Annotated in this window: 27 protein-coding genes, 1 rRNA gene and 1 other annotated feature; of the genes, 1 reads left to right on the forward strand and 27 read right to left on the reverse strand. The window is 46.6% G+C overall.

Annotated features, from left to right (window positions below; all coding sequences use genetic code 11):
* Positions 1–223: 223 nt before the first annotated feature.
* The 18 genes from F0220_RS26760 to F0220_RS26845 all read right to left on the reverse strand — a co-directional run bounded on the left by F0220_RS26760 (position 224) and on the right by F0220_RS26845 (position 13685).
* Positions 224–844, reverse strand: coding sequence for a class I SAM-dependent methyltransferase (locus F0220_RS26760; protein ID WP_105602469.1), 621 nt, complete (start codon positions 842–844; stop codon positions 224–226).
* A gap of 96 nt (positions 845–940) precedes the next feature.
* Positions 941–1300 (reverse strand): 50S ribosomal protein L7/L12, encoded by a 360-nt coding sequence (rplL, locus tag F0220_RS26765; protein ID WP_017692065.1) that lies wholly within the window; start codon positions 1298–1300, stop codon positions 941–943.
* Between the two features lie 73 nt (positions 1301–1373).
* Positions 1374–1877, reverse strand: a complete 504-nt coding sequence (gene rplJ / locus F0220_RS26770) for a 50S ribosomal protein L10 (RefSeq protein WP_091020530.1) — start codon at positions 1875–1877, stop codon at positions 1374–1376.
* Positions 1878–1900: 23 nt separating this feature from the next.
* Positions 1901–2048, reverse strand: a sequence feature (ribosomal protein L10 leader region).
* 68 nt (positions 2049–2116) lie between these two features.
* Positions 2117–2809 carry a 50S ribosomal protein L1 gene (gene rplA, locus F0220_RS26775; protein WP_017692063.1) on the reverse strand — a complete coding sequence of 231 codons (693 nt, stop codon included), beginning with the start codon at positions 2807–2809 and terminating at the stop codon, positions 2117–2119.
* A gap of 94 nt (positions 2810–2903) precedes the next feature.
* Entirely contained in the window at positions 2904–3329 is a 426-nt protein-coding gene (rplK, locus tag F0220_RS26780; protein ID WP_017692062.1) for a 50S ribosomal protein L11, read from the reverse strand.
* 68 nt (positions 3330–3397) lie between these two features.
* A complete protein-coding gene (gene nusG, locus F0220_RS26785) occupies positions 3398–3931 on the reverse strand; it encodes a transcription termination/antitermination protein NusG (RefSeq protein ID WP_024633599.1) in 534 nt (177 codons plus the stop codon).
* Positions 3932–3952: 21 nt separating this feature from the next.
* Complete coding sequence (gene secE, locus F0220_RS26790) at positions 3953–4144, reverse strand: preprotein translocase subunit SecE (RefSeq protein WP_017692060.1); 192 nt, start codon at positions 4142–4144, stop codon at positions 3953–3955.
* Positions 4145–4161: 17 nt separating this feature from the next.
* Positions 4162–4311, reverse strand: a complete 150-nt coding sequence (gene rpmG / locus F0220_RS26795; RefSeq protein WP_072735843.1) for a 50S ribosomal protein L33 — start codon at positions 4309–4311, stop codon at positions 4162–4164.
* Positions 4312–4615: 304 nt separating this feature from the next.
* Complete coding sequence (gene sigH / locus F0220_RS26800) at positions 4616–5260, reverse strand: RNA polymerase sporulation sigma factor SigH (protein WP_017692059.1); 645 nt, start codon at positions 5258–5260, stop codon at positions 4616–4618.
* 171 nt (positions 5261–5431) lie between these two features.
* Entirely contained in the window at positions 5432–5953 is a 522-nt protein-coding gene (locus F0220_RS26805) for an NYN domain-containing protein (protein ID WP_091020528.1), read from the reverse strand.
* A gap of 5 nt (positions 5954–5958) precedes the next feature.
* Entirely contained in the window at positions 5959–6705 is a 747-nt protein-coding gene (gene rlmB, locus F0220_RS26810) for a 23S rRNA (guanosine(2251)-2'-O)-methyltransferase RlmB (RefSeq protein ID WP_017692057.1), read from the reverse strand.
* Between the two features lie 43 nt (positions 6706–6748).
* Positions 6749–7222, reverse strand: coding sequence for a Mini-ribonuclease 3 (locus F0220_RS26815; protein WP_105602470.1), 474 nt, complete (start codon positions 7220–7222; stop codon positions 6749–6751).
* Complete coding sequence (gene cysS / locus F0220_RS26820; protein WP_105602472.1) at positions 7219–8619, reverse strand: cysteine--tRNA ligase; 1401 nt, start codon at positions 8617–8619, stop codon at positions 7219–7221. The genes F0220_RS26815 and cysS overlap by 4 nt, the downstream gene beginning before the upstream one ends.
* A gap of 42 nt (positions 8620–8661) precedes the next feature.
* Complete coding sequence (gene cysE, locus F0220_RS26825) at positions 8662–9321, reverse strand: serine O-acetyltransferase (protein WP_091020522.1); 660 nt, start codon at positions 9319–9321, stop codon at positions 8662–8664.
* Between the two features lie 536 nt (positions 9322–9857).
* The gene (gltX, locus tag F0220_RS26830; RefSeq protein WP_036607153.1) at positions 9858–11315 is read right to left on the reverse strand and encodes a glutamate--tRNA ligase; all 1458 of its coding nucleotides are present in this window, start codon (positions 11313–11315) and stop codon (positions 9858–9860) included.
* A 33-nt stretch (positions 11316–11348) separates the two neighbouring features.
* Positions 11349–11825: a 2-C-methyl-D-erythritol 2,4-cyclodiphosphate synthase gene (gene ispF, locus F0220_RS26835; protein ID WP_017692052.1), complete on the reverse strand. Its 477-nt coding sequence runs from the start codon at positions 11823–11825 to the stop codon at positions 11349–11351.
* Positions 11822–12517 (reverse strand): 2-C-methyl-D-erythritol 4-phosphate cytidylyltransferase, encoded by a 696-nt coding sequence (gene ispD / locus F0220_RS26840; RefSeq protein ID WP_105602474.1) that lies wholly within the window; start codon positions 12515–12517, stop codon positions 11822–11824. The genes ispF and ispD overlap by 4 nt, the downstream gene beginning before the upstream one ends.
* Positions 12518–12599: 82 nt before the next feature.
* Entirely contained in the window at positions 12600–13685 is a 1086-nt protein-coding gene (locus F0220_RS26845) for a PIN/TRAM domain-containing protein (RefSeq protein WP_047841132.1), read from the reverse strand.
* Between the two features lie 173 nt (positions 13686–13858).
* On the opposite strand from F0220_RS26845, the gene F0220_RS26850 reads away from it, so the two are divergent.
* Complete coding sequence (locus tag F0220_RS26850; protein ID WP_017692049.1) at positions 13859–14254, forward strand: nucleoside triphosphate pyrophosphohydrolase family protein; 396 nt, start codon at positions 13859–13861, stop codon at positions 14252–14254.
* A 126-nt stretch (positions 14255–14380) separates the two neighbouring features.
* Here the strand turns inward: F0220_RS26850 and pssA are convergent, their stop codons facing one another.
* The 9 genes from pssA to rrf form a co-directional block, all read right to left on the reverse strand.
* A complete protein-coding gene (pssA, locus tag F0220_RS26855; protein ID WP_091020519.1) occupies positions 14381–15112 on the reverse strand; it encodes a CDP-diacylglycerol--serine O-phosphatidyltransferase in 732 nt (243 codons plus the stop codon).
* 45 nt (positions 15113–15157) lie between these two features.
* Positions 15158–16234, reverse strand: coding sequence for a DNA integrity scanning diadenylate cyclase DisA (gene disA / locus F0220_RS26860; protein WP_091020517.1), 1077 nt, complete (start codon positions 16232–16234; stop codon positions 15158–15160).
* A 13-nt stretch (positions 16235–16247) separates the two neighbouring features.
* A complete protein-coding gene (gene radA / locus F0220_RS26865) occupies positions 16248–17615 on the reverse strand; it encodes a DNA repair protein RadA (RefSeq protein ID WP_036671578.1) in 1368 nt (455 codons plus the stop codon).
* A gap of 271 nt (positions 17616–17886) precedes the next feature.
* Positions 17887–20349: an ATP-dependent Clp protease ATP-binding subunit gene (locus F0220_RS26870; RefSeq protein WP_036607223.1), complete on the reverse strand. Its 2463-nt coding sequence runs from the start codon at positions 20347–20349 to the stop codon at positions 17887–17889.
* A 184-nt stretch (positions 20350–20533) separates the two neighbouring features.
* Entirely contained in the window at positions 20534–21604 is a 1071-nt protein-coding gene (locus F0220_RS26875) for a protein-arginine kinase McsB (RefSeq protein WP_017692043.1), read from the reverse strand.
* A 28-nt stretch (positions 21605–21632) separates the two neighbouring features.
* Complete coding sequence (locus F0220_RS26880) at positions 21633–22157, reverse strand: protein-arginine kinase activator protein McsA (RefSeq protein WP_105602475.1); 525 nt, start codon at positions 22155–22157, stop codon at positions 21633–21635.
* 31 nt (positions 22158–22188) lie between these two features.
* Entirely contained in the window at positions 22189–22650 is a 462-nt protein-coding gene (locus F0220_RS26885) for a CtsR family transcriptional regulator (RefSeq protein WP_036607135.1), read from the reverse strand.
* 461 nt (positions 22651–23111) lie between these two features.
* Complete coding sequence (gene eis / locus F0220_RS26890) at positions 23112–24287, reverse strand: GNAT family N-acetyltransferase (protein ID WP_105602477.1); 1176 nt, start codon at positions 24285–24287, stop codon at positions 23112–23114.
* 179 nt (positions 24288–24466) lie between these two features.
* A 5S ribosomal RNA gene (gene rrf, locus F0220_RS26895) occupies positions 24467–24583 on the reverse strand.
* Between the last annotated feature and the right edge of the window lie 7 nt (positions 24584–24590).

Here is a 24590-nt window from a genome sequence, read left to right on the forward strand (position 1 = left end):
TCCAAATCATTCTTATCCCCAGTTTGCCCAAAATGTACATATTATACGCCAAACGTAGGCATAATAAGCCCGTTCGGCGTAAAAAAGGTTGACATTTTTAGTTAGCTAAAGCCAAGTAGGGCATCTTAATACTGACATTTTACAACTATACCACGAACTGAATTTCAAGTCAATAGTCCTATTGCAAAAAAAATGATCCCCTGCTTACTTTACAAACTCGGATTCAGCTTTTAGTAGATACCTCTTCCGTTTTCACCGCTTTGAAAATCCGATAGCCTTTATCCTTCGTCACTTCTTCCACTCTTCCAAACAAAGATTCCAATTTCGCTTTCGCTGACGGGGCTCCTTGTTTTTTCTGAATGACAATCCACAACGAACCGCCTACCTTCAGATGGCGATGTGCCTGTTCGAAAATAGTATGAACCGTCTCTTTCCCAGCCCGTATAGGCGGGTTGGTTAGGATAACGTCAAAATCTTGCTTTTTCACTTCAGCCAGTAGATTACTTTGCAATACCGTAACATTGTTAATTCCGTTCGCTTTTGCATTTTCCCTGGAAAGTTCAACGGCTCTCTCGTTGATATCGATCATGGTGACATGCCCATCCGGTACAAGTTTGGCTGCTGTAAGACCCATTGGCCCGTATCCACAGCCCACATCGAGAACATGAGCCCCTGATGGCAACTCTATCGCATCAATCAACACTCTGCTGCCATAATCGATTCCGTTTTTGGAAAACACACCGGCATCCGTCACGAATCGCAGACTGAATCCGCGAAGAACCGCTTCAGTTGCTCTGCGATCATGCGCCACTTGCGGTTTGTCCGAAAAATAATGATTGGACATGCCCTCACTCACTTTCCATTTACAATTACAGCAACAAACCCCTTGATATAAGTCAAGGGGTTTGTTGTTTTGTTCATTTAGCTTGTAATAGCTAAATTATTTAACTTCAACTGAAGCGCCTGCTTCTTCAAGCTTAGCTTTAACCGCTTCTGCTTCTTCTTTAGCAACTTTTTCTTTCAATGCTTTTGGAGCGTTGTCAACCAATTCTTTTGCTTCTTTCAGGCCAAGACCTGTGATTTCGCGAACTGCTTTGATAACGTTGATTTTGGAAGCACCAGCGCTAGTCAAGATTACGTCGAACTCGGATTGCTCAGCTTCAGCAGAAGCTACTGCACCTGCAGCAGCTACTGGAGCTGCAGCAGTTACGCCGAATTCTTCTTCGATTGCTTTAACAAGATCGTTCAATTCCAGTACAGTCATGCCTTTGATTGCTTCCAAGATTTGCTCTTTACTCATGAGTGAACCTCCATATATAATATTATTTTTTTTAAATTCATTTGCCGCCTAAGCAGCATTCAGATCAAGTTGCTTACGCGCCTTGTTCTTCTTTTTCTGCAACTGCTTTAACCGCAAGCGCGAAGTTGCGCACTGGCGCTTGAAGCACGCTGAGGAGCATGGAGAGGAGTCCATCGCGGGATGGCAGTTCTGCCAATGCCTTAACTTCTTCTACTCCGATTACGCGACCTTCTACGACTGCACCTTTCAATTCCAGTGCATCGTTCTTTTTCGCGAAGTCGTTCAGAATTTTAGCTGGAGCCACAACGTCATTTACGCTGAATGCAATTGCAGTAGGACCTGTAAGAACACTATCGAGTTCTGTCAGTTCTGCTGCTGCAGCTGCACGGCGAAGCAACGAGTTTTTCAGCACTTGGAATTCGATGCCTGCTTCACGAAGTTGCTTACGCAACTCAGTTACTTGGGCAACGTTCAATCCGCGATAGTCAACAACAACAGTTGTAACGCTCTCGCGCAATTTAGCTGTTACTGCATCAACGGATTCTTGTTTTGCTTGAATCACTTTTGCGTTTGCCAATCTGTACACCTCCTGATCAAATTTATCCCATTAAGAAAAGCCTCCGTAGAATCACGAAGGCTTGATATATACTCATCATCGATTTGCATCGTTCTAAGTTCTATAATCACACCTCGGCAGGAAATTAAGCCAAATGGCACCTACTGTCTACGGCAAGCATATTCAAATGTCAACGGTCAGTCACTCGGACTCACAACTTTTATATCTTATCAAAAACAGGACAAGCCTGTCAAGAGATATTATCTAAAAGCTGCTGCGTTCACGCGTGCGCCAGGTCCCATCGTGGAAGAAAGACTAACATTCTTCAGATAAACACCTTTTGCTGCCGCTGGTTTAGCACGATTCAGAGCTTCCATGAGAGCTTTGAAGTTCTCATTAAGTTGCTCAGAAGAGAAAGAAGCTTTACCAATCGGTGCATGAATTTGACCTGCACGATCCAGACGATATTCGATTTTACCGGCTTTAATTTCTTGAACAGCCTTAGTTACATCGAAAGTTACCGTTCCGGCTTTAGGGTTAGGCATCAGACCTTTACCGCCGAGCAGTCGGCCCAATTTACCTACTTCACTCATCATATCCGGTGTCGCTACGCAGACGTCGAATTCGAACCAGCCTTGTTGGATTTTGTTGATCATGTCTGCATCACCAACATAGTCCGCGCCAGCCGCTTCCGCTTCTTTCGCTTTGTCACCTTTCGCAAATACCAATACGCGTTGTGTTTTACCTGTGCCGTGTGGCAAGACAACAACACCACGTACAGCCTGGTCTTGCTTACGAGGGTCTACACCCAAACGAACTGCTGCTTCGATTGTTTCATCGAATTTTGCAGTAGCTGCCTTTTTCACAAGCTCTACAGCTTCTGAAGGCTCGTAAGTTGCTTCGCTGTCAATCAGCTTAGCAGCTTCCAGGTATTTTTTACCGTGTTTAGCCATGTTTTATTCCTCCTTTGTGGTGTTAGCGGATATACCTCCCACATCAACCGGTCGCGAATCGACCGGTTTTACGAAGCCATGTTTCTTATGAAAATTAGTCTTCGATGGTGATACCCATGCTGCGGGCAGTACCTTCGACCATACGCATAGCGGACTCAACGTCTGCTGCATTCAGGTCAGGCATTTTTGTTTCTGCGATTTGACGTACCGCATCACGTTTAACTGTAGCAACTTTTTTCTTGTTCGGTTCGCCGGATCCTTTTTCAACTTTAGCTGCCACTTTCAACAGAACTGCTGCTGGTGGAGTTTTAGTGATGAAAGTAAAGGAACGGTCCTCGAATACAGAAATTTCAACTGGAATAATCAATCCCGCTTGATCAGCTGTACGAGCGTTGAATTCTTTACAGAATGCCATGATGTTGACACCTGCTTGACCCAAAGCCGGACCTACTGGTGGTGCTGGGTTTGCTTTACCTGCTGGAATCTGCAGTTTTACCATTTTAATAACTTTTTTCGCCATGATTGACACCTCCTTGCAAAATAGTGGTTAACGGGTTTTTCAACCCTCCCACAAGAAACTTGAAGAGACTATATCTTCTCCACTTGTGTGTATTCCAACTCAAGCGGTGTTTCCCGTCCAAACATGTTCACGTGCACTTTCAACTTGCTTTTGTCTACCAAAATCTCTTCCACGGAGCCTACGAAATTCGCAAAAGGGCCGACTTTAATACGTACGGATTCCTTAATATCGAACTCAATTTTCGGCTTAGGTTCAACCATACCCATGTGCTTCAGAATTTGTTCCACTTCTTCAGGCAACAATGCAGTTGGTTTGGACCCAGAACCTGTCGAACCGACAAATCCTGTAACACCTGGTGTGTTGCGAACAACATACCAAGAATCATCCGTCTGTACCATTTCCACCAAGACATAACCGGGGTAAACTTTACGCATAACGGTTTTTTTCTTACCGTCCTTGTTTACCACTTCTTCTTCCATAGGAACAAGAACGCGGAATATCTTGTCTTCCATGCCCATAGACTCTACGCGTTTTTCCAAATTGGCTTTGACCTTGTTCTCATACCCTGAATAGGTATGAACGACGTACCATCTTTTTTCCATATCAAGCCACCGGAACCCTTCTTAAATAATCGCTTCGATCACAAAGGAGATGCCAATGTCAATGACCCAAAAAAACAGCGTCATAACCACAACAGTACCAAGTACGATCAATGTGTAGTTGGTCAGCTCTTTACGATTAGGCCAGCGAACTTTTTTAAGTTCAGCCCAGCTTTCTGAGAAAAAGGAAATCAGAGATTTGAAACTTCGTTTCACGCCGACACCTCCAAAAACTATCTGGTTTCGCGATGAGAAGTCTGCTCGTTACAAAACTTGCAAAATTTCTTCATCTCCATGCGGTCGGGGTGATTACGCTTGTTTTTTGTCGTAGTGTAATTTCTTTGTTTGCAGTTAGTACAAGCCAAAGTAATAATTACCCGCATGATGTACACCTCCCGAAGACTTCCACATTCAAGCAGAGTCTCTAAATTGATCCTGAAAAAAAGCCATAAATTTAGGCCTACCTAAAACACTTTATCACAAGGGTATAACCATGTCAATGAAAGAATAGCCTTTCATTCATTGGGTATTACTTCCGTACAACGTACATTCGTTTCTCATCTCTGTTTTTCTCTTCTCCTGCATGGACCGAGCGATTACTAGTATGAACATTCTTAGATTTTATAAACTTGAGACACTAAAAAAAGACTCAAACACCGAGCCTTTTCCGTCAACGACAACATGTGTTTAATTATCTCGAACTTCCAGGTACTTTTCAAGTTTGCGCTTGACGCGCTGAAGTGCATTATCAATGGACTTCACATGTCTGTCCAAATCAACTGCAATCTCTTGATAAGATCTCCCGTCCAGATACAACATCAATACTTTACGTTCCAGATCACTCAGAATCTCGGACATTTTATCTTCCAGGCCCACAAACTCTTCCTGATTGATGATAAGTTCTTCCGGATCACTGACCTGGGTTCCACAAATCACATCGAGTAACGTACGATCAGACTCTTCGTCATAAATAGGCTTGTCCAGAGATACATAAGAATTAAGCGGAATATGCTTCTGACGTGTTGCTGTCTTAATCGCCGTGATGATCTGTCTTGTAATACACAGTTCGGCAAAAGCCTTGAACGAAGCCAGCTTGTCCCCTTTAAAATCTCGAATGGATTTGTAGAGGCCAATCATTCCTTCTTGAATAATATCTTCCCGGTCTGCCCCAATCAGAAAATAAGATCTTGCCTTGGCGCGTACAAAGTTGCGATATTTGTTAATTAGAAACTCTAACGCTTCGCTTTCGCCTTCACGGAAAGCTTCGACAATGTCTTCGTCACTTTGGTAATCATACTTGGATAACATGATATCTTTGAGGTCGACACTCACAGACAATCCCTCCGGCTGCAACGCAAGGTACCCCGTTACTCTACTCTATGAAATATAGGATCAGTATATATGATGGTACCTCACACCGTCAACCACGCTCTGCCTAAAAAAGAACATCAATAACATAAATGTCAAGAGTTTCAATATTCTAAATTCTGTAAAAACGTGCTGTTATTCCCGGCGCCATCGCTCAAACTCTTTTAATACATCGGGACTCAACTTGCCACCGAGTGTGTTACGCGTGGTCCTCGCCTGATCTTCTTCCAGCCGTTTTTTTAAATCTTTTTCGTTCTGCTCAACTTCAATTAGCAACTCCCTCGCAGATACACGTAGCGCTCCCTGTCCAAATATAACATGTTGCTCTACCATATCGCTCGTAGCCACATAGATTTGGCGTCTTCGCATGCTTAGTTCCCGAACGAGTCTCTCAATGCATTCGTCTGCCGTCTCTTTTTCCTTTGTAAAATAGATCTGCACTTTGCTCTGAGTAAAGGATTTACCGAGTCCAGGCACGAGGTAGGCGTCAAACACAACAATGACTCGCCGGCCGGAGAAAGCCTGGTAGTCTGCTAGACGAAAGAGAAGCCTGTTACGTGCCTCTTCGAGCCCACTTTCCGCCAGTTTGGTTAATTCCGGCCAGTCGCCAATCATGTTGTACCCGTCTACAAGAAGCACATCACGGGAATCAGCCATACCTTCTATTCCTGCGCTTGACGCGAACGGAGCACTTCATACATGACAACCCCGGCTGCCACGGAAGCATTCAGGGAATTAATCTGACCTTGCATTGGTAATTTGATCAGTACATCGCATTTCTCACGAATAAGTCGTCCCATTCCCTTGTTCTCATTTCCGATTACCAATGCCACAGGGCCAGTAAAGACTCCATTACCAAAGACACCTTCATGAGCCGTGACATCTGTCCCTACAACCCATACACCTTCCTCTTTGAGGCGATCAATGGTCTGTCCAAGATTACTTACTCGAGCCACTGGCACGTACTCCACAGCGCCTGCTGATGTTTTGGATACTGTCACGGTTACCGCTGCCGAGCGACGTTTGGGTACAATGACGCCATGCGCACCCGTGCAATCTGCTGTCCGCAAAATTGACCCCAGGTTATGAGGATCTTCAATCTCATCCAGCAGAATCAGGAAAGGATGCTCATTCTTCGCTTTTGCTGCGGCAAGAATGTCTTCTACCTCCACATAAGCGTAAGGTGCCGCTTGAGCAACTACACCCTGATGCTGAATGCCTGGTACCGTTTGATCCAGCTTACGCTTGTCCACGTGTTGAATGACAATACCTAGCTTTTTAGCTTCCGAGATAATAGGTTGAGTCAGATGTTTCTGTGCTGTATCGGCAATCCATATTTTATTAATGGTCCGGCCTGAACGCAGCGCCTCCGTCACGGAGTGTTTACCGGCGATCCATTCTTCTTCCATCGTTGTTCGATCCTCTCTGTAATGCGTTGTTTTGTTGAAATTTCTATTTTTGTGTCGGTGATTGTTGCTCCGCGTGCTCAATGCCAAGCCCGATCAGTTCAATCATGCGGTCGTGATGACCACTGCTGTAGAGGTAACCAATGAGACATTCAAAAGCCGTGGCATGTCTGTATTCCAACACATCTGCATTTTTGGGTACACTACCCGACTTGGCATTCCGCCCTTGCCGGACAATATCACGTTCTTCCTCTGTCAGTTCAGCCTCAATCGTTGTAAGTATGCGGCTCTGTGCCTTCGCTGATACCAACCCGGTTGCACTACGGTGCAAATGATTGGGACGCATGTTGGCCTTCGACAACAGATATTGACGAACAGCTACCTCATATACCGCATCACCAATATAGGCCAGTGCAATAGGTGGAATCAACCTCGCAGGTCTGGAAGGAGGATATGGGAACCATCCTCCGTCTGTGACCTGCTCCTGTTGTTTTGGTGTATTTGGATGTCCTTCGCTCATTTGCGCCGCCATCTCATGCCCTGCGCCGTATCTTCAAGCAGAATGCCACGTGCAGACAATTCATCACGAATTTCATCCGCTCTTGCCCAGTTTTTCGACTTACGCGCTTCTACACGCTCTTCAATCAGACGTTCCACTTCCTCATCCAGAAGTTCCGGCTCTGCGTCAGTATAGATGCGCAGCACAGCATTCAATTCACTGAACAACTCGAGGAGCGCACGAATGTCTGCCGCATTAACTACTTCTTGCTGCAACAGTTGGTTGGCTTCCCCTGCCCACTCAAACATCGCAGTAATTGCATCAGGAGTATTGAAATCATCCTGCATCTTCTCGTGATACTGCTGACGAATTTGGTCGAGTCTTGCCGCAAACTCTGCTGTGATATCCTGATCAACAGTTACTGCATTCAGACGATGGTTCAAGTTACCTACCGCATTCGCAATCCGGTCCACACTGTTCTGTGCCTGCTCCATCGTATCATCCGTGAAGTTCAATGGGTTACGATAGTGGGTAGACAACATGAAATAACGAATCGCTTCGCGTTTATATTGATTCCGCAAGTCTTTAACCAAAACACCATTACCGAGTGATTTTGACATCTTCTCGTTATCAATCCGGATGAATCCATTATGCATCCAGTAGTTCGCAAGTGGTTTACCTGTTAATACTTCGGATTGGGCGCATTCGCACTCATGGTGCGGGAACTGCAAATCCTGTCCACCCCCGTGAATGTCCAGTGTATCCCCAAGGTACTCCCTAGCCATGGCGGAGCACTCAATATGCCAGCCTGGTCGACCATCGCCCCAAGGACTGGACCAATAGATCTCACCTGGTTTGGCAGCCTTCCAGAGCACAAAATCTTCGGGATGCTCTTTGCGCTCATCCACACCCACACGGATTCCAAATTGCAGCTCCTGCAGGTTTTGTTTTGAAAGTTTGCCATATTCGCTGAATTTGCCTGTGCGATAATAGACGTCACCGCCATTTTCATACGCAAAGCCTTTTTCAACGAGCTCACGGATAAAATCAATGATCAGCGGCATGTTTTCCGTTACTCTCGGATTGCTGCTTGCCTTTGGAATACCCAGTCCCTCAAGGTCTTCATAATAGGCAGCAATAAATTTCTCAGCCACGTGAGGAACATCTGTTCCAAGTTGTTCTGCTTTGCGAATCAGCTTATCGTCCACATCCGTGAAGTTCACCACATAGTTCACATCATGTCCTGTCTGTTCCAGGTATCCGCGAACTGTGTCGAAAAAGATAACCGGGCGTGCATTCCCGATATGAATGTAGTCATATACCGTTGGTCCGCAAACATACATTTTCACTTTCCCTGACTCTTGGGGAACAAATTCCTCTTTGGTACGACTCATCGTATTATAAATCTGAAGCGTCATGGTCACTTATCCTTTCATCCTATACTGCCTTATTTTATTGTATCACGTATCACGCACAGTCTCATTTTCACGGGCATTCTGTAGTGTACGTACTTCTTTCTGCAATCGTTCAAGTTCTTTTTGCATACTGCGCAAGGAGTCAACGACCGGATCGGGCAATTGCTGACTGAGGCGATCTACCCGTCGGCCATCCTGTTTAACAATTCTGCCCGGTATACCTACCACGGTGCTATTGGAAGGGACCTCCTTAAGCACAACGGAGTTTGCTCCAATGTTGCTTTGATCCCCCACGCTAAATGAACCCAGCACTTTGGCTCCAGATGAGATAACCACATTATTGCCAATGGTCGGATGTCTCTTTCCTTTTTCTTTCCCTGTTCCGCCCAGGGTAACCCCCTGATAGATAACAACATCATCGCCAATCTCACATGTTTCCCCAATAACGACGCCCATTCCATGGTCAATAAACAACCGATTTCCGATCGTAGCTCCAGGATGTATCTCAATTCCTGTCATGAATCGACTTACCTGTGAAATGAACCTGGCGAACGAGAACCATCTTCGTTTGTATAAAAAATGTGCAATCCGGTGTGCCCATATCGCGTGCAGCCCTGAGTAGGTAAATACCACTTCAAACCATCCCCGGGCTGCCGGATCGTTCTCAAACACCGCCTGGATATCTGATCTGATCTTCTTGAACATGCTCGTTCCCCTCTTGTTCAGGTTCCCGTCCTCCGGCTTACCGGACGGCGCGTTCCTTGGTAGTGTACTGCACACTCGCCTAAACAAAAAACGCCCCTGCAGCATTTAGCTGCAGAGGCGTTTATCGCGGTCCCACTCTGCTCGGTCCATTCTTAAATAGAATGAGCCCTCAAGCGGTTTGGTAACGGAAACCAATCGTCACAACCTATCCTAACGTTTTCCCATGTCATGATCGACAAAGGCGGGGCTGGATTCGGCTATGCAGCTCACGGGTGCATTTCGACTGATGGACAGTGGATGGCTCACAGCCACCGCAACCAAAGAAATCTTTCTTTGCCACGGGACCATCCTCTCTGAATCTGTCCGGGTCAGTCTACTTCTCCCGATCTTTGCTGTTCTATTAGATAAATCATATCAATTATTCGTTGTGTTGTTATTATAGCGAAAAGGCCTCAGACTGACAACAGCCTCCTACGTAATCCATACTTCATAGACTGCGTTCAGATTCCAAATAAATGGAATGTCCTCAACTAAGATTATTTTACTTGTGCAAGCAAACGTTCGATCACCGTATCCCGACCCAGAAGTACGATCGTTTGGTTCAGATCCCGTCCATGTGTCTGTCCAGTCAAGGCTACACGAATTGGCATAAAGAGCTGTTTGCCCTTAAAGCCGGTTTCTTTCTGTACTTCCTTGATCAATGCAGCCATTTTGCTCGGAGTAAACTCTTCGCTTGCCTGTACTTTATCCGCAAATGCCTTCAGTACGGTTGGCACCTGCTCCTCCGCAAGCACTGCTTCTCCTTCACTTTCAAGCTCCAGATTGGAACGGAAGAATACTTCCGACAATTCGACAATATCAGAGGCAGAATTCATTTGCTCCTGGTACAGGTGTACCAGAGTATAAGCCCATTCTTTTTGTTCAGCAGACAGCTCGGAAGAAATACGTCCAGCCTTTTGCAGATGCGGAATGGCCATTTCGGCAATCCGTTCCGGGTCAGCATGTTTGATATAGTGGTTGTTCAAGTGAGCCAGCTTGTGGGTATCAAATACCGCAGGGCTCTTGGACAGGCGTTTCGTATCAAAAATGGAGATCAGCTGCTCTTGCGAGAAGATCTCTTCTTCCCCTTCCGGCGACCAGCCAAGCAGGGAAATGAAGTTAAACATCGCTTCAGGCAAATAGCCGAGCTGATCATACTGCTCAATAAACTGAATAACGGATTCATCCCGTTTACTCAGCTTCTTGTGATTTTCATTCACGATCAGCGTCATATGGCCGAATTGCGGCGGCTCCCAGCCAAGCGCTTCATAGATCATCAGTTGACGCGGCGTGTTCGAGATGTGATCTTCCCCACGCAGGACGTGGGAGATCTTCATCAAGTGATCATCCACAGCAACGGCATAGTTGTATGTGGGAATGCCGTCTTTTTTCACAATGACGAAGTCACCGGATTCCTTGCTGTTGAACGAGATTGTGCCTTTAACCATATCATCAAACGTATATGTGCGCTCTTCCGGCACACGGAAACGAATACTCGCTACACGGCCTTCCGCTTCAAACGCACTAATTTGCTCTGGAGTCAGGTCACGGTGTTTGCCAGAATAACGCGGTGTTTCTCCACGTGCTGACTGTTCCTCGCGCTCTTGCTCCAATTCTTCTTCCGTGCAGAAGCAACGGTAAGCCAGACCTTTATCCAGCAATTCCTGCGTATATTTACGATAGAGGTCCAGACGTTCCGTTTGACGGTATGGTCCGTATTCTCCGCCCACGTCAATACTTTCGTCCCACTCAATTCCGAGCCATTTCAGGTATTTCAGTTGGCTTTCTTCACCACCGGCAATATTCCGTTTCACGTCCGTATCTTCAATACGAATAATGAATTTACCGTTATTATGTTTGGCATATAAATAGTTAAACAGCGCCGTACGGGCATTCCCGATATGCAGGTGTCCCGTTGGGCTCGGCGCGTAACGCACACGAATATCCGTGCTCATATGATCCCCTCCGTCACTAATTTATTGATGATATCACACACGTACAAGGCAAACAACGGACTGAGCGGCAATGCCCTCTCCCCGTCCAGGGAATCCCAGTTGCTCTGTTGTGGTTGCTTTCACGTTCACCTGTGTTACATCCGCTTCCAGTGCCTTGGCAATAACCTCAGCCATCTGTGGGATGTAAGGAGCCATCTTCGGCTTTTGGGCAATAATCGTTGAGTCAATATTCCCCAACTTATAACCGCGATCCTTCACAAGCTGCCATACATGCTCCAGCAATTTCAGGCTGTCGGCATCTTTGAATTCCGGATCGGTATCCGGGAAATGCTTGCCAATATCCCCGAGTGCCAGCGCACCCAAAATAGCATCACTAATCGCGTGCAACAGCACGTCTGCGTCCGAGTGACCCAGCAGTCCTTTTTCATAAGGAATCGTTACTCCGCCAATAATACACGGGCGTCCCTCTACCAGCTGATGTACATCAAATCCCTGTCCTACACGTATCATCGCTTCTTCTCTCCCCCCAGCAAAAACGCAGCATATTGCAAATCTTCCGGCGTTGTTAATTTGATATTGGTATAATTGCCTTCCACAACCTTGACCGACATTCCCTGACGTTCAGCCAGCATGGCATCATCTGTCCCCAGAAATCCGTCCTGCTCGGCTGATTCGTAGGCGGAGAGCAGGGAAGAAAGACGAAAAGCCTGCGGGGTTTGAATGCTCCACAGACTGCTGCGGTCTGGCGTCGCCGTAACGACTCCTTCCGCATTCACTTGTTTGATCGTATCCTTCACGGGAACCGCAAGTACAGCTGCTCCACCACCGGCTATGGCGGCCGCCATGCATCCCTTGATCTGCTCATGGTTTACAAAAGGACGTACCCCGTCGTGAACGAGAACCCAATCCGTCCCAAGTGCCTCAAGGCCTTTATGGACAGAATGTTGTCTCTCTTTCCCTCCCGGGATAACACGGACACGTGAATCCAGTTGGTATTCTTTTACCCAATCCTGGCAACGTTCAACATCTACGGTTCCTGTGACCAGCACCATCTCGCGGATCTCGTCCAGCGCAGCAAATACCTCAAGCGTATGTATGAAAACGGGCTTGTCCTGCAGCAACAGAAACTGTTTGCTCTCGGTCGTCCCCATCCGGGTTCCGCGACCTGCTGCCACAATGACAACGCCCCACCCTTTATCCATGCTGCAATCCCTGCCTTGTCTGTCAGTTTATCGTCCAAAGATATACAATATCATTCAACGATACACTACCCATCATACCGCTTTATTGGGCTTTTTCCAACAGTTTCGGCTTGGCAAAAATCATTCGTCCTGCTGAAGTCTGCAACACACTGGTCACCAGCACTTCCATCATCATGCCGATATACTCGCGTCCGCCTTCCACAACGATCATTGTGCCATCATCCAGATAAGCTACACCTTGACCATGCTCCTTGCCATCCTTGATGATCTGCACCATGATCTCCTCACCTGGCAGAACAACCGGCTTAACCGCATTGGCGAGATCATTAATGTTCAACACAGATACACCCTGGAGTTCGCACACTTTGTTCAGGTTAAAGTCATTGGTGACCACTTTTCCCTGAAGCACTTTTGCCAGTTTAACCAGTTTGCTGTCCACCTCGGAGATTTCCTCGAAATCCCCCTCGTAGATCAGGACTTTTACATCAAGTTCCTTCTGGATTTTGTTCAAAATGTCCAGTCCACGCCGTCCTCTGTTCCGCTTGAGCAGATCCGATGAATCAGCAATATGCTGTAACTCCTCCAGAACAAATTCCGGAATTACGATCGTGCCTTCAATAAATCCGGTTTTGCATATATCAGCGATACGCCCATCGATAATAACACTGGTATCCAGAATTTTATGTTCTTCCATCCGTCTGTCCTCGTCCACCTCGGGATGACCCCATCGTCCAGACATCCAGAAGGCCCCCAGATCGTCTTTCTTCGCCATGGCAAGGGTATAACCGGAATAAGCACTAATCACCGTCAGCGCCACTTGCAGCACTTCTCCTGCCGTCCCCATCCATCCCACAACAGGGTAAAGTAACAAGGCCACGAGCAATCCTGCAACTGTACCTGCGGCACCTGCAGCCAATTCGTTCATAGGTACTTTTGCCAATGAGTCAATTCCACTATGCAACCTGTCTGCCATCAATGTTCCACCAATATTACATACAGCCATAAACATTACAGCTCCCAGCAGCGTTGATATACCAGCTCCCAGTAATCCTGCTGACTGAATCCACTCCGCCATCCATGGGACCGATTTTCCTGCCAGATGATATGCCGTGTAGCCGAACCATGCACCGCACAATCCTGTAAAAGTTAAAATGCCTTTTTTCCACATTAGTCCCTGCACCTCCTTCAATGTATCTTGATCTTTATATCCAGTATGATCCAATTCCTGAATTGCTAATCCCATCTGGAAGAACTTTTTGGAAATGTTGCAATCGTCAGTTGAAAGTAGGTAAATTATTGGCATATAATGAATTCAATTCATATCCCGAGGTGAGTGGCAAAATGAGTACGCTAAGTTTACAGGCTTTCCAGGATCAAGTTTCTGAACTGTTGTTGCGTCATCGCAGCCTGATTGATGTACTGTCCAAAACGGGACAAGCCGGAGCGTCTGTTAACCGTGCCGTGTCCAAAGCCATTACCGAATGCGGCTGCATTGAGCTGCACGCCACCAAGCAGAAATATGCCCCGGAGAGCGATATCGCTCAAACCAAGGGCCTGCTGGAAACGCATGTGGAAGGTGAGTTGTGTGAGAACTGCAGAGAGGTCATCAGCTCTGAGCTAGGGCGGAACCTGTTCTACATGTCGGCTCTCTGCAATCTGCTGGACATTAACATGGAAGAGGTCGTAAATCACGAATCACAGAAGTGTTCAACGTTAGGGATGTTTAATCTGTCGTAAGAAGATATGTATGTCGTTCGCAAGGGTTTCTTTTACCGTAAATAGATCTGAATAAACAAAAAGCACGCATTCTCCAGTTCAGGAGAGTACGTGCTTTCTTTATATAGTGTCTGTCCCCGAGGCGACTTAACGATCGGAAGGACGGGAAGATTTCTCATCCTTGCGCTTTTTCGCCCGACTACGTGAGGCCGCTGTTCGCACATTATGCTTCATTCCATACAGGGCGTATAACACCAACGGAATAAAGATCAATTTGGATAACTGCTCCGGGAAAATAACGGCTACGGCTATGGCAAATAACACAACCCATGGTGCAATCCAGATTGCCTTTCGTGGCAAACCGACCTTTTTGAAATTGGGATATTTAAGCGAACTCACCATCAGATACGATAACAGCAATGTAGCAATCATCATGCTAACCGGGCCAATATCCTTATTGAACAAGGACAGTGTGGCCAGTACCCCGCCGGCTGCCGGTATCGGCAGACCTGTGAAGTATCCAGGAATACCCGGACGAACGTTAAACCGTGCAAGACGAATGGCTCCACAGATCGGAAAAGCCGCTGTTGCAATCCAGGCGAGGATCGGCATCGACTCTTGAAACGACACCATAAATATGATCAGAGCTGGTGCTGCACCAAAGGAAACCATGTCAGACAAGGAATCAAGTTCCTTACCGAATTCACTTTGGGCATTAAGTGCACGTGCCACTCGGCCATCCAGACCATCAAGCAGCATCGCTACAATGACCATAATGGCAGCCAAACTGTAATTTCCATCAATCGCAAGCAAAATTGCCATCATTCCAAGAAACAGATTACCCAGGGTAAAGAGATTCGGAATGAATCTGGTTAGCATCGTTGTTTCACCTCATCCATTTCAAGCCTTTATATAGGCAAACCCTTACATCTGTCTGTCGATAAACATTTGCTCCTGCAAACGTTTGAGGCCTTCCTTAATGGTCCGGGCACGAACTTCACCAATACCATCCACTTCGTCCAGTTCTTCAATTGTAGCCATAATAACATGAGGCAATTGTTCGAATTGATCCACCAGGTTATGGATAATGACATTGGGCAGGCGGGGGATCTTATTTAATACCCGGTATCCGCGAGGTGCAACCGAATCCTCTGAAGTGGCCGCCGATGAAGGATAACCGAGCAGACGGACAATATGATGTGCATCCAACAACTCATCGTCCGACAATCTTTTCAGTCCCACAATAATTTCACGGATTTTGTCATCACTGTCGTCACGGGCATAGTCTTTATACAATAACCAGGCTTCTTCTTCCGTTGTACCCACGAGCTCTTCCATTTGCATGGAGATGAGTCGTCCCTCATTCCCGAGTTCATGAATATATCGTTTGATCTCCGTTTTGATCCGCATCACCATTTCGGTACGCTGAATCACATTAACCACTTCAGGAATCGTCACCAGTTCCTCAAATTCAGAGGCACTCAGATTCGTAAGAGACTGTGTTAATACCGCTTTGTATTTCTCCAGGGTTTGAATCGCTTGATTCGCTTTGGTCAAAATAACCCCAATTTCCTTGAGGGAATAACGAAGTGTTCCCTGATACAAGGTAATGATATTCCGACGCTGTGATATGGATACGACCAATTTACCCGTTTGCTTTGCTACACGCTCTGCCGTCCGGTGACGAATCCCCGTCTCTGATGAAGAGATAGATGAATCCGGGATTAACTGGGTATTGGCGTAAAGAATACGCTTCAAATCTTCGCTAAGAATAATGGCACCATCCATCTTGGCGAGTTCGTACAGGTAGTTTGGGGAGAAATCACAGTTAATCGAGAATCCCCCGTCCACCACTTCCATGACTTCAGGGCTGTATCCTACAACAAGCAGTGCGCCCGTCTTGGCGCGCAGCACATTTTCCAGACCTTCGCGGAAAGGTGTACCTGGTGCGATCAGCCTTAACAACTCATTCATATTATCCAGTTGGCTCATATCTTTCATCTTGTTATGCCCCCTAATCTAAAGCAACCGCTAGTGCATCTGCCACGGTATTCACACCGATCAGTTGTATCCCGCGAGGATGTTTCCAGCCCTTTAAGCTTTTTTCCGGTAAAATGACTCGTTTGAAGCCCAACTTTGCGGCTTCCTTCACTCGTTGTTCGGCCCGTGATACGGCTCGAACTTCACCTGTCAGACCGATCTCGCCAAAGATGACGTCGTCCGGCTTGGTCGGTACATCTCTCAAACTGGATGCAATGCTGACGGCAACCGCCAAATCTACAGCGGGCTCATCCAATCGTACTCCACCAGCCACGTTCAGATACGCATCCTGGGTCTGTAAGAACATACCCATCCGTTTCTCCAGCACTGCAATGATCAGATTTAATCGATGCAGATCTACCCCTGTTGCCATACGGCGGGGAGAAGGGAAATGGGTGGTTGAGATCAACGCCTGCAATTCCACGAGCAGAGGGCGTGTACCCTCCATACTGGCAACTACCGTTGAACCTGCTACACCCAGTGGACGTTCTGACAAAAAGAGTTCGGACGGATTGCCCACCTCACGAAGTCCATCCTCACCCATTTCAAAAATACCAATCTCATTGGTGGAACCAAAACGGTTCTTCACCGCACGCAGCAGGCGATACGTATGATGCCGTTCTCCTTCAAAATAAAGCACGCAATCCACCATATGTTCTAACATACGTGGACCGGCAATGGCACCTTCTTTGGTAACATGCCCCACAAGAACCGTTGCAATGCCTCTGCCTTTGGCAATCCGCATGAACCTTGACGTACATTCCCTTACCTGTGCTACACTACCCGGCGCACTGGTAACTTCGGGAAGATATACCGTCTGAATGGAGTCGATGACCAGAAAATGCGGCTGGATCTGATCCACCGCTTCCTCTACGCGTTCCATATTGGTTTCACACAATACATACAACTCGGCAGAGAGTGCCCCGAGGCGGTCTGCCCGCAATTTAGTCTGCTTGACTGATTCCTCACCGGAAACATATAACACACGCAAACCCGAATGCGTCAAAGCATGGGACGTCTGCAACATCAACGTTGATTTACCGATACCCGGATCTCCGCCCACCAGAACGAGTGAACCCGGAACAATTCCGCCACCCAATACCCGGTTCAACTCTCCGATTCCAGTCTGTACACGCGGTTCCTGACCGCTATCTATATCTATGATAGGAAGCGGTTTATCTTTACTGTCAAACAGAGGAGAATTTCTCCCTTGTGTTTTGACCACCGTCTCTGTTTCTTCCACCATTGAATTCCATGACTGACAACCCGGACACTTACCGTACCACTTGGGGGCTTCATAGCCGCATTCCGTACATTGAAACTTGGTTTTAACTTTGGCCACTTCAGCACTCCTATAATTTAGTTTTATAACAGCATTTTGCATTATTCGACGAATTTCACCCAAACTCCCTGACGTGCAGGGTTACTAAAAGTTTACCATTGTTTGAGATTTTTCGTAAAGGATTATCGCAAACTTTACACATGTTCCTGACATAATCATGTCCGTCTTCTGTCCAAAGTGCAAAAAATCCTCCCCGGCCGAAGCCGAGAAGGATTTGATTATGGAATAAGGATTAATACAAGCTGAAGCTCACTCCAAAGCTTGATGTATATTATTTGGTTTCGATTTCCTCATTGGACGGAACGACCACGTCTTTTTTCGTAACAGACAGTGCACCGTTCTCTTCGTCGATGAGCAATGAATCCCCTTTGGTTACGTTACCTGTGAGCAACTCTTCGGACAATTTGTCCTCAATATGCTTTTGGATCGCCCGACGAAGCGGACGCGCACCGTAAGCTGGATCAAAGCCTGACTTCGCAAGGAAAGACTTGGCATTATCAGTGAGTTCGAAATCGACCTCATGTTCGAGCAGTCGTTTACGAAGTTCTTCACTCATAAGCGTAACAATTTCAGCGATGTGTTTTTCTTCGAGTGAGTGGAACACGATAATTTCATCAATCCGGTTAAGGAACTCTGGACGGAAGCTTTTCTTCAGCTCATCCATCACTTTCCCCTTCATGTTGTCATAATCCGCTCCTGCATCTACAACTGCAGTGAAGCCCAGTGTAGAGTTACGTTTGATCGCTTCGGCACCCACGTTGGATGTTAGAATGATCAGCGTATTGCGGAAGTCAACGACGCGACCTTTGGAATCCGTCAGTCGACCATCCTCAAGCACTTGTAACAAGATATTGAATACTTCTGGATGTGCTTTCTCGATTTCATCGAGCAGGACTACGGAATATGGTTTGCGACGAACTTTCTCTGTCAGCTGGCCACCTTCTTCGTACCCAACATATCCTGGAGGCGCTCCGACAAGTCGGGAAGTCGAGTGCTTCTCACCATACTCGGACATATCAATCCGGATTACTGCATTTTCATCGCCGAACATCGCTTCAGCCAGAGCACGAGCAAGTTCTGTTTTACCTACCCCTGTAGGACCGAGGAAAATGAATGAACCCATCGGACGTTTCGGATCTTTAAGTCCTGCACGAGCACGACGAACCGCACGGCTGACAGACTTCACTGCCTCATCCTGACCGATGACACGTTCATGTAGAATAGACTCCAGATTCATCAGACGCTGTGTCTCTTCTTCTTTCAGTTGGTTCACAGGGATTCCTGTCCAGCTGGCTACCACTTGTGCGATATCCTCAGGAGTAACCTCGGAATCGGTGCGACCTTGTTTCTCTTTCCACTGGTTCTTCGTTACATCCAGCTCTTCACGAATTTTTTGTTCCGTATCACGCAGAGCTGCTGCTTTTTCGAACTCCTGACTTTGAACTGCAGCGTCTTTTTCCTTACGGATATCTTCCAGACGGCTTTCCAGTTGTTTCAGGTTTGGTGGGATCGTGTAAGAGTTCAATCTTACTTTGGAACCCGCTTCATCAATCAGATCAATCGCTTTGTCTGGCAAGAAACGGTCTGTAATGTAACGGTCAGACAGTTTAACCGCCTGCACAATTGCTTCGTCCGTAATTTTCACACGGTGATGCGCCTCATAACGGTCACGCAAGCCATGTAAGATTTGAATCGCTTCTTCCGGAGAAGGCTGATCTACAGTAATCGGTTGGAATCGACGCTCAAGCGCTGCATCCTTCTCGATGTATTTACGATATTCATCCAGTGTTGTCGCACCGATACATTGCAATTCTCCACGAGCCAGAGCCGGTTTCAAAATGTTAGAAGCATCGATGGCACCTTCAGCTCCGCCTGCGCCAATCAAGGTATGCAATTCGTCGATAAACAGGACAATGTTACCTGCTTGGCGAATCTCATCCATGATTTTTTTCAGACGATCTTCGAACTCACCACGATATTTGGTTCCAGCGACTACAGAACCCATATCTAGGGTCATTACACGTTTGTCGCGCAATGTTTCCGGAATCTCATTTGCAATGATTTTTTGTGCAAGGCCTTCAGCAATCGCTGTTTTACCTACACCTGGCTCACCGATCAATACCGGGTTGTTCTTGGTACGACGGCTGAGCACCTGGATGACACGTTCAATTTCTTTACTACGCCCAATGACTGGGTCCAGGTTGTTCTCTCTCGCATAAGCCGTGAGGTCACGTGCCAGACTGTCTAGCGTTGGTGTGCTTACATTGGCAGGTGTGCCATTATGGCTGGATACAGCTTCACTGCTGCCAAGCAATTGCAGCACTTGTTGACGTGCTTTGTTCAGGCTAATTCCCAGGTTATTGAGCACACGTGCTGCAACACCCTCGCCTTCACGAATCAATCCGAGCAGGATATGCTCTGTGCCTACATAGGTATGGCCCAATTTTCGAGCTTCATCCATAGATAGTTCAATTACTTTTTTCGCACGTGGCGTATATGCAATGTTGGTAGGTTGCTCTTGGCCACGGCCAATCAGCGTTTCTACTTCATCCTGAATTTTTTCCAATCCGAGTCCCAGGCCGATCAGTGCTTTGGCTGCGATACCTTCGCCTTCACGAATGAGGCCGAGCAAAATATGCTCAGTACCGATGTTATTATGACCGAGACGGACAGCTTCTTCCTGCGCGAGTGCGAGCACCTTTTGGGCCCGTTCCGTAAATCTTCCAAACATCATATCTCCTGCACCTCCATGGTTTTGGATAAAACGAGGTCATGTAATGAAATAACCGTCGTATTCTTCATATCATTTTTGTTTGCAGCCGTGCTGCGAATAAAGTCATTTGGCATTTGTACATGCCTTATTATATAAAAGCCGCAATGCGGCATGAAACCATATTTCAATACAAAATCAGGCTAAACTAGGACTGCTTCGCTGCATTGATCGTATCACGAATCAACTGAGCTCGGTAGATATCTCGCTCATCTGTGCGCATATCTTCCCCGAATGTTTTCTGCAAAAATCCCGGCTGTGTCATCACATTCAACTCATTCATTACCGTGATGGACAGTCCATCCAACAAGCCGAGATCCACGCCAAGGCGTACATCCGATAAGCGCTGTGCAGCTTCCTTGGAATCAACAATAGCTGCATGAGACAATATGCCGTAAGAACGCATGACCCGATCCGTAATCCGAAGTCTGGAGTCGGTCATTAACCGTTCTCTGGCTGTACGCTCATGACCTATCATCTGTAACACAACACCATGCAGGTTCTCGATGACTTCCTGTTCGGTCTGTCCCAATGTAATCTGGTTCGAGATCTGGAACAGGTTACCCATCGCCTCGCTACCTTCACCGTATATCCCCCTTACAGTTAATCCTACTTGGGAAACTGCGGTTAAAATGCGGCCAATCTGCTGTGTCATCACCAGGGCAGGCAAGTGCATCATAACCGATGCTCTTACACCTGTACCTACATTAGTAGGACAGCTGGTTAAGTATCCTCTGCGGTCATCAAAAGCATAATCCACGTGCGCTTCAAAAGCATCATCTATTGCGGAAGCTTTCTCCCAGGCTTCCTTCACCTGGAACCCCGGATAGAGGCACTGGATACGAAGATGATCCTCTTCGTTAATCATAATACTGACAGACTCATCCTCACTGAGAATAACCGCACCATTCCTGGATTCATTCGCAAGACTTGGACTGATGAGGTGTTTCTCCACCAGCACCCGTTTGTCGAGTTCGTCAATATCGATCAGATCCAACGTATGAAAATCCCCAAAGGCATGAACGTCATCGTATTGAAGTACTTCGCTCAGCTTATTCAGCACCTCTTCCGATTGCTCATTGGAAGCCAGCATCGGAAACGGAACATGCTGAAGGTTGCGTGCAATCCGGACACGGCTGCTAATGACGATTTCGGAATCAGCCGCATCACTGCGCATCCAGTCGCTGAGCGCCTTCTCTGTAAAGCGCAGATTAGGCATTACGCATCCCTCCTACTCATGACAAACTTTACTCCTGAGCTATTCCTTTTTCAAGTCCTCTGATCTGGTCACGGATCTGGGCCGCCTCTTCAAATTCCTCTTGCGCGATACTCTCCTGGAGCTCCCGCTTCAGATCAGCGATTTGCCGTTTCACCTTGATGCGACCACCAGCTCGTGCAGGCACTTTGCCTACATGGGACGTATTACCGTGAACCCGCTTGAACAAAGGATCCAGACGGCTGTCAAAATATTTATAACATGAACTGCAGCCGAACCGGCCTATCTTGCTAAATTGTGCGTACGTCATACCACACTCTTCACATTGAAGTGCTTTTGCAGGTGGTGTTCCTGCCGATCCACTTTTGCTGGCTGGATCAAAATCAAGCAATCCGGACAACAAGTTGTGAATGGAAAACCCACCTGCTGTTCCAGGGATCATTTCCCCTTTTTCACGGGCACATGACTCACAAATATGGAATTCCGTCTTCTCCCCATTTACGATTTTCGTGAAATGAAGTGTCGCCGGACGTTTATTGCATTCTTGGCACAGCATATTGATGTACCTCCTTTGACCCCGATAGTTTTCATTTACCGAGCAAAGATATTAACATCGCCTTCAACATTCTGGCACGAATTTGATCCCGGTAAGGAAGTTTGACTAATATAACCTCTCTAGATACAGCAGCTCGCATCAACCCGGCTTCCCGCTTGCTCAAGAAGCGCGCTTCTTCCAATTGATAGATCAGACCTTCGGCAGCTGTCTGCCCGATCTCTTCACCAATACTATGGTGCAAATGATTATGCAGAGCTGATTGGGCCGGTAATTCAATACGCTGTATGCGAACATAACCACCACCGCCGCGTTTACTCTCTACCAGGTATCCCTTCTCGAGTGTAAAACGTGTGCTGATGACATAATTGATCTGGGAAGGTACACATGAGAATTGATCTGCCAGATCATTACGCTGAATTTCAACCATTCCTTCGGGACTTTCATGCAAAATACTCTTCAGATATCGTTCGATAATATCAGAGATATTACGCATCCAATCATCCTCCACTGTCTGAAACGTTAAGTCAATAAGGACCCACACGCCCCCACAGAGTACACCTTCTCTACCCATTTAACCAATCAGGGAAACAGCGAATCTTGCTTCCACAGGTGTCAATAGGAGAGCGAAGGAAGCACGAAGGTCCTTTAATATTCCCTTGATCCTCCGATGAGATGAATCCCGTATATTGGCGATCATGCATCAGATTGTAGAAAGAAAGCTACTTAAGTATTAAACCTTTAGTTGACTTTGACTTTCTTTGACTTTATAACCATTATAGCATATTTTGTGGTTTTGCCAAGTGGGGTCACTATTCATTTTTTACGATTTTACACGAAATATTCCCCAGACACAAAAAAACCTCCCCAAAATTGCTGGAGAAGTCCATTTGTCTTTCAATCACGCCGTATTTCTATATAAGCTAATCAAGTTAAATGGAGCAGTGGGAATAGTCATCAGAAGAAATCGAGCAAATAGGTTTCCCGTTCAGGAATCACTTGTTCCAAAGCCTTGATTGCTGCTTCTGGTCCGTGAATTCTTCCGATCCGTGCCATTTCCGTTGGTCTGCGATACCCCATCAGCACTGCGGTAAGGGATTGAATATCCACCTTAATGGTCTGATCATCAGTAATTGGTTCCGAAGTTTTCCATATGGACGCTGTTCCGTTCATTGCCACGTTTAATTGCCATACCCCTTCATTCCATGGAGCGTGTGCATCTTCTACCTGAAGAACAATCTGCAACGGTGAGTCCTGATTTGCAAAGGGATACTGGGATATAAACTGCTCCACACTAACGATACGCGCCATAAAATAAGGTACAATCTCCTGCTGAATCCTCGGGTTATCCAATTGGAAGGCAAGTGTATCACTGGCAGGTGCCTGCAACGTAACTTCCTCGATCATGGAATCATGGTTAGCAATGAAGGTCCACAGTCCTTGCCTAGCCTCTTCGTTCAGATAGATGATCTCTTTAATAGTAAACTTATTTTCCTTAACCTCATATAAAAGATAACCTTGTGCTGCATCAGCTTCATCGTAATATACAGCCTTCTGGCTGCTTCCATTAACCAGAACTGAATTCTCCCACCTTGCATCATCCCGAACCAGAGTTCCGTTATAACGCTCAGCATAAGCACTGTATACTTCCTTTAATATGCTGAGGCCCGGATCCCCACGCCGAATTGTTCCAGGTGTCGCTTTTTTCATAGGCAAATGAGCTGTAGGTACTTTATAACGTTTAAATTCAACATACGTCTCCCATCCATACTTCCGATAGAAACCAAAAGAGAATGGATGCAAGAATGATATGCTCTGTTTGTTGCGATTCATTTCTTCCAACGCATGCTTCAGTAGACCCGCTACCCAGCCTTTGCGTCTATACTCTGGCCAGGTGGCTACACCCGCAATACCGCCCATCTCGAACGCTCTGCCATGAATATAGGTGTGAAAAGGAATGATGTGAAGTTTGGCTCCTAGCTGCCCGTCCTCATATACACCCCATATATCTTGTGACGAAAACTGACTCCGCCGCTTTTCTTTTTGTTCATCATTCATTACCACCTGAAAAGCATATTCGGAGAGTGCCATCGCTGGTTCAAAATCATCTACCGTCAATTTCTGAATTTCCATGTTGTCCTACACCCCATTCGCTAGAGTTATTATCAATCCAAATCATAGCCTGATATGTGATATATGTACCCCTTAGAGTGTGTCAGAGGATTCTTACAAAGTCAAATAAGAGATGCTTTCGCATCCCCTTAAATAAACAAATAAAAACCACCACCGAATAACATCGGCAGTGGTTCTTCGCTTGGCGGCGTCCTACTCTCCCAGGACCCTGCGGTCCAAGTACCATCGGCGCTAGAGGGCTTAACGGTCGTGTTCGGGATGGGTACGTGTGGAACCCCTCCGCCATCGCCACCAAACGCATAG

Origin of the sequence: Paenibacillus sp. 37, assembly GCF_008386395.1 — a bacterium.
GTDB classification, from domain to species: Bacteria; Bacillota; Bacilli; order Paenibacillales; family Paenibacillaceae; genus Paenibacillus; species Paenibacillus amylolyticus_B.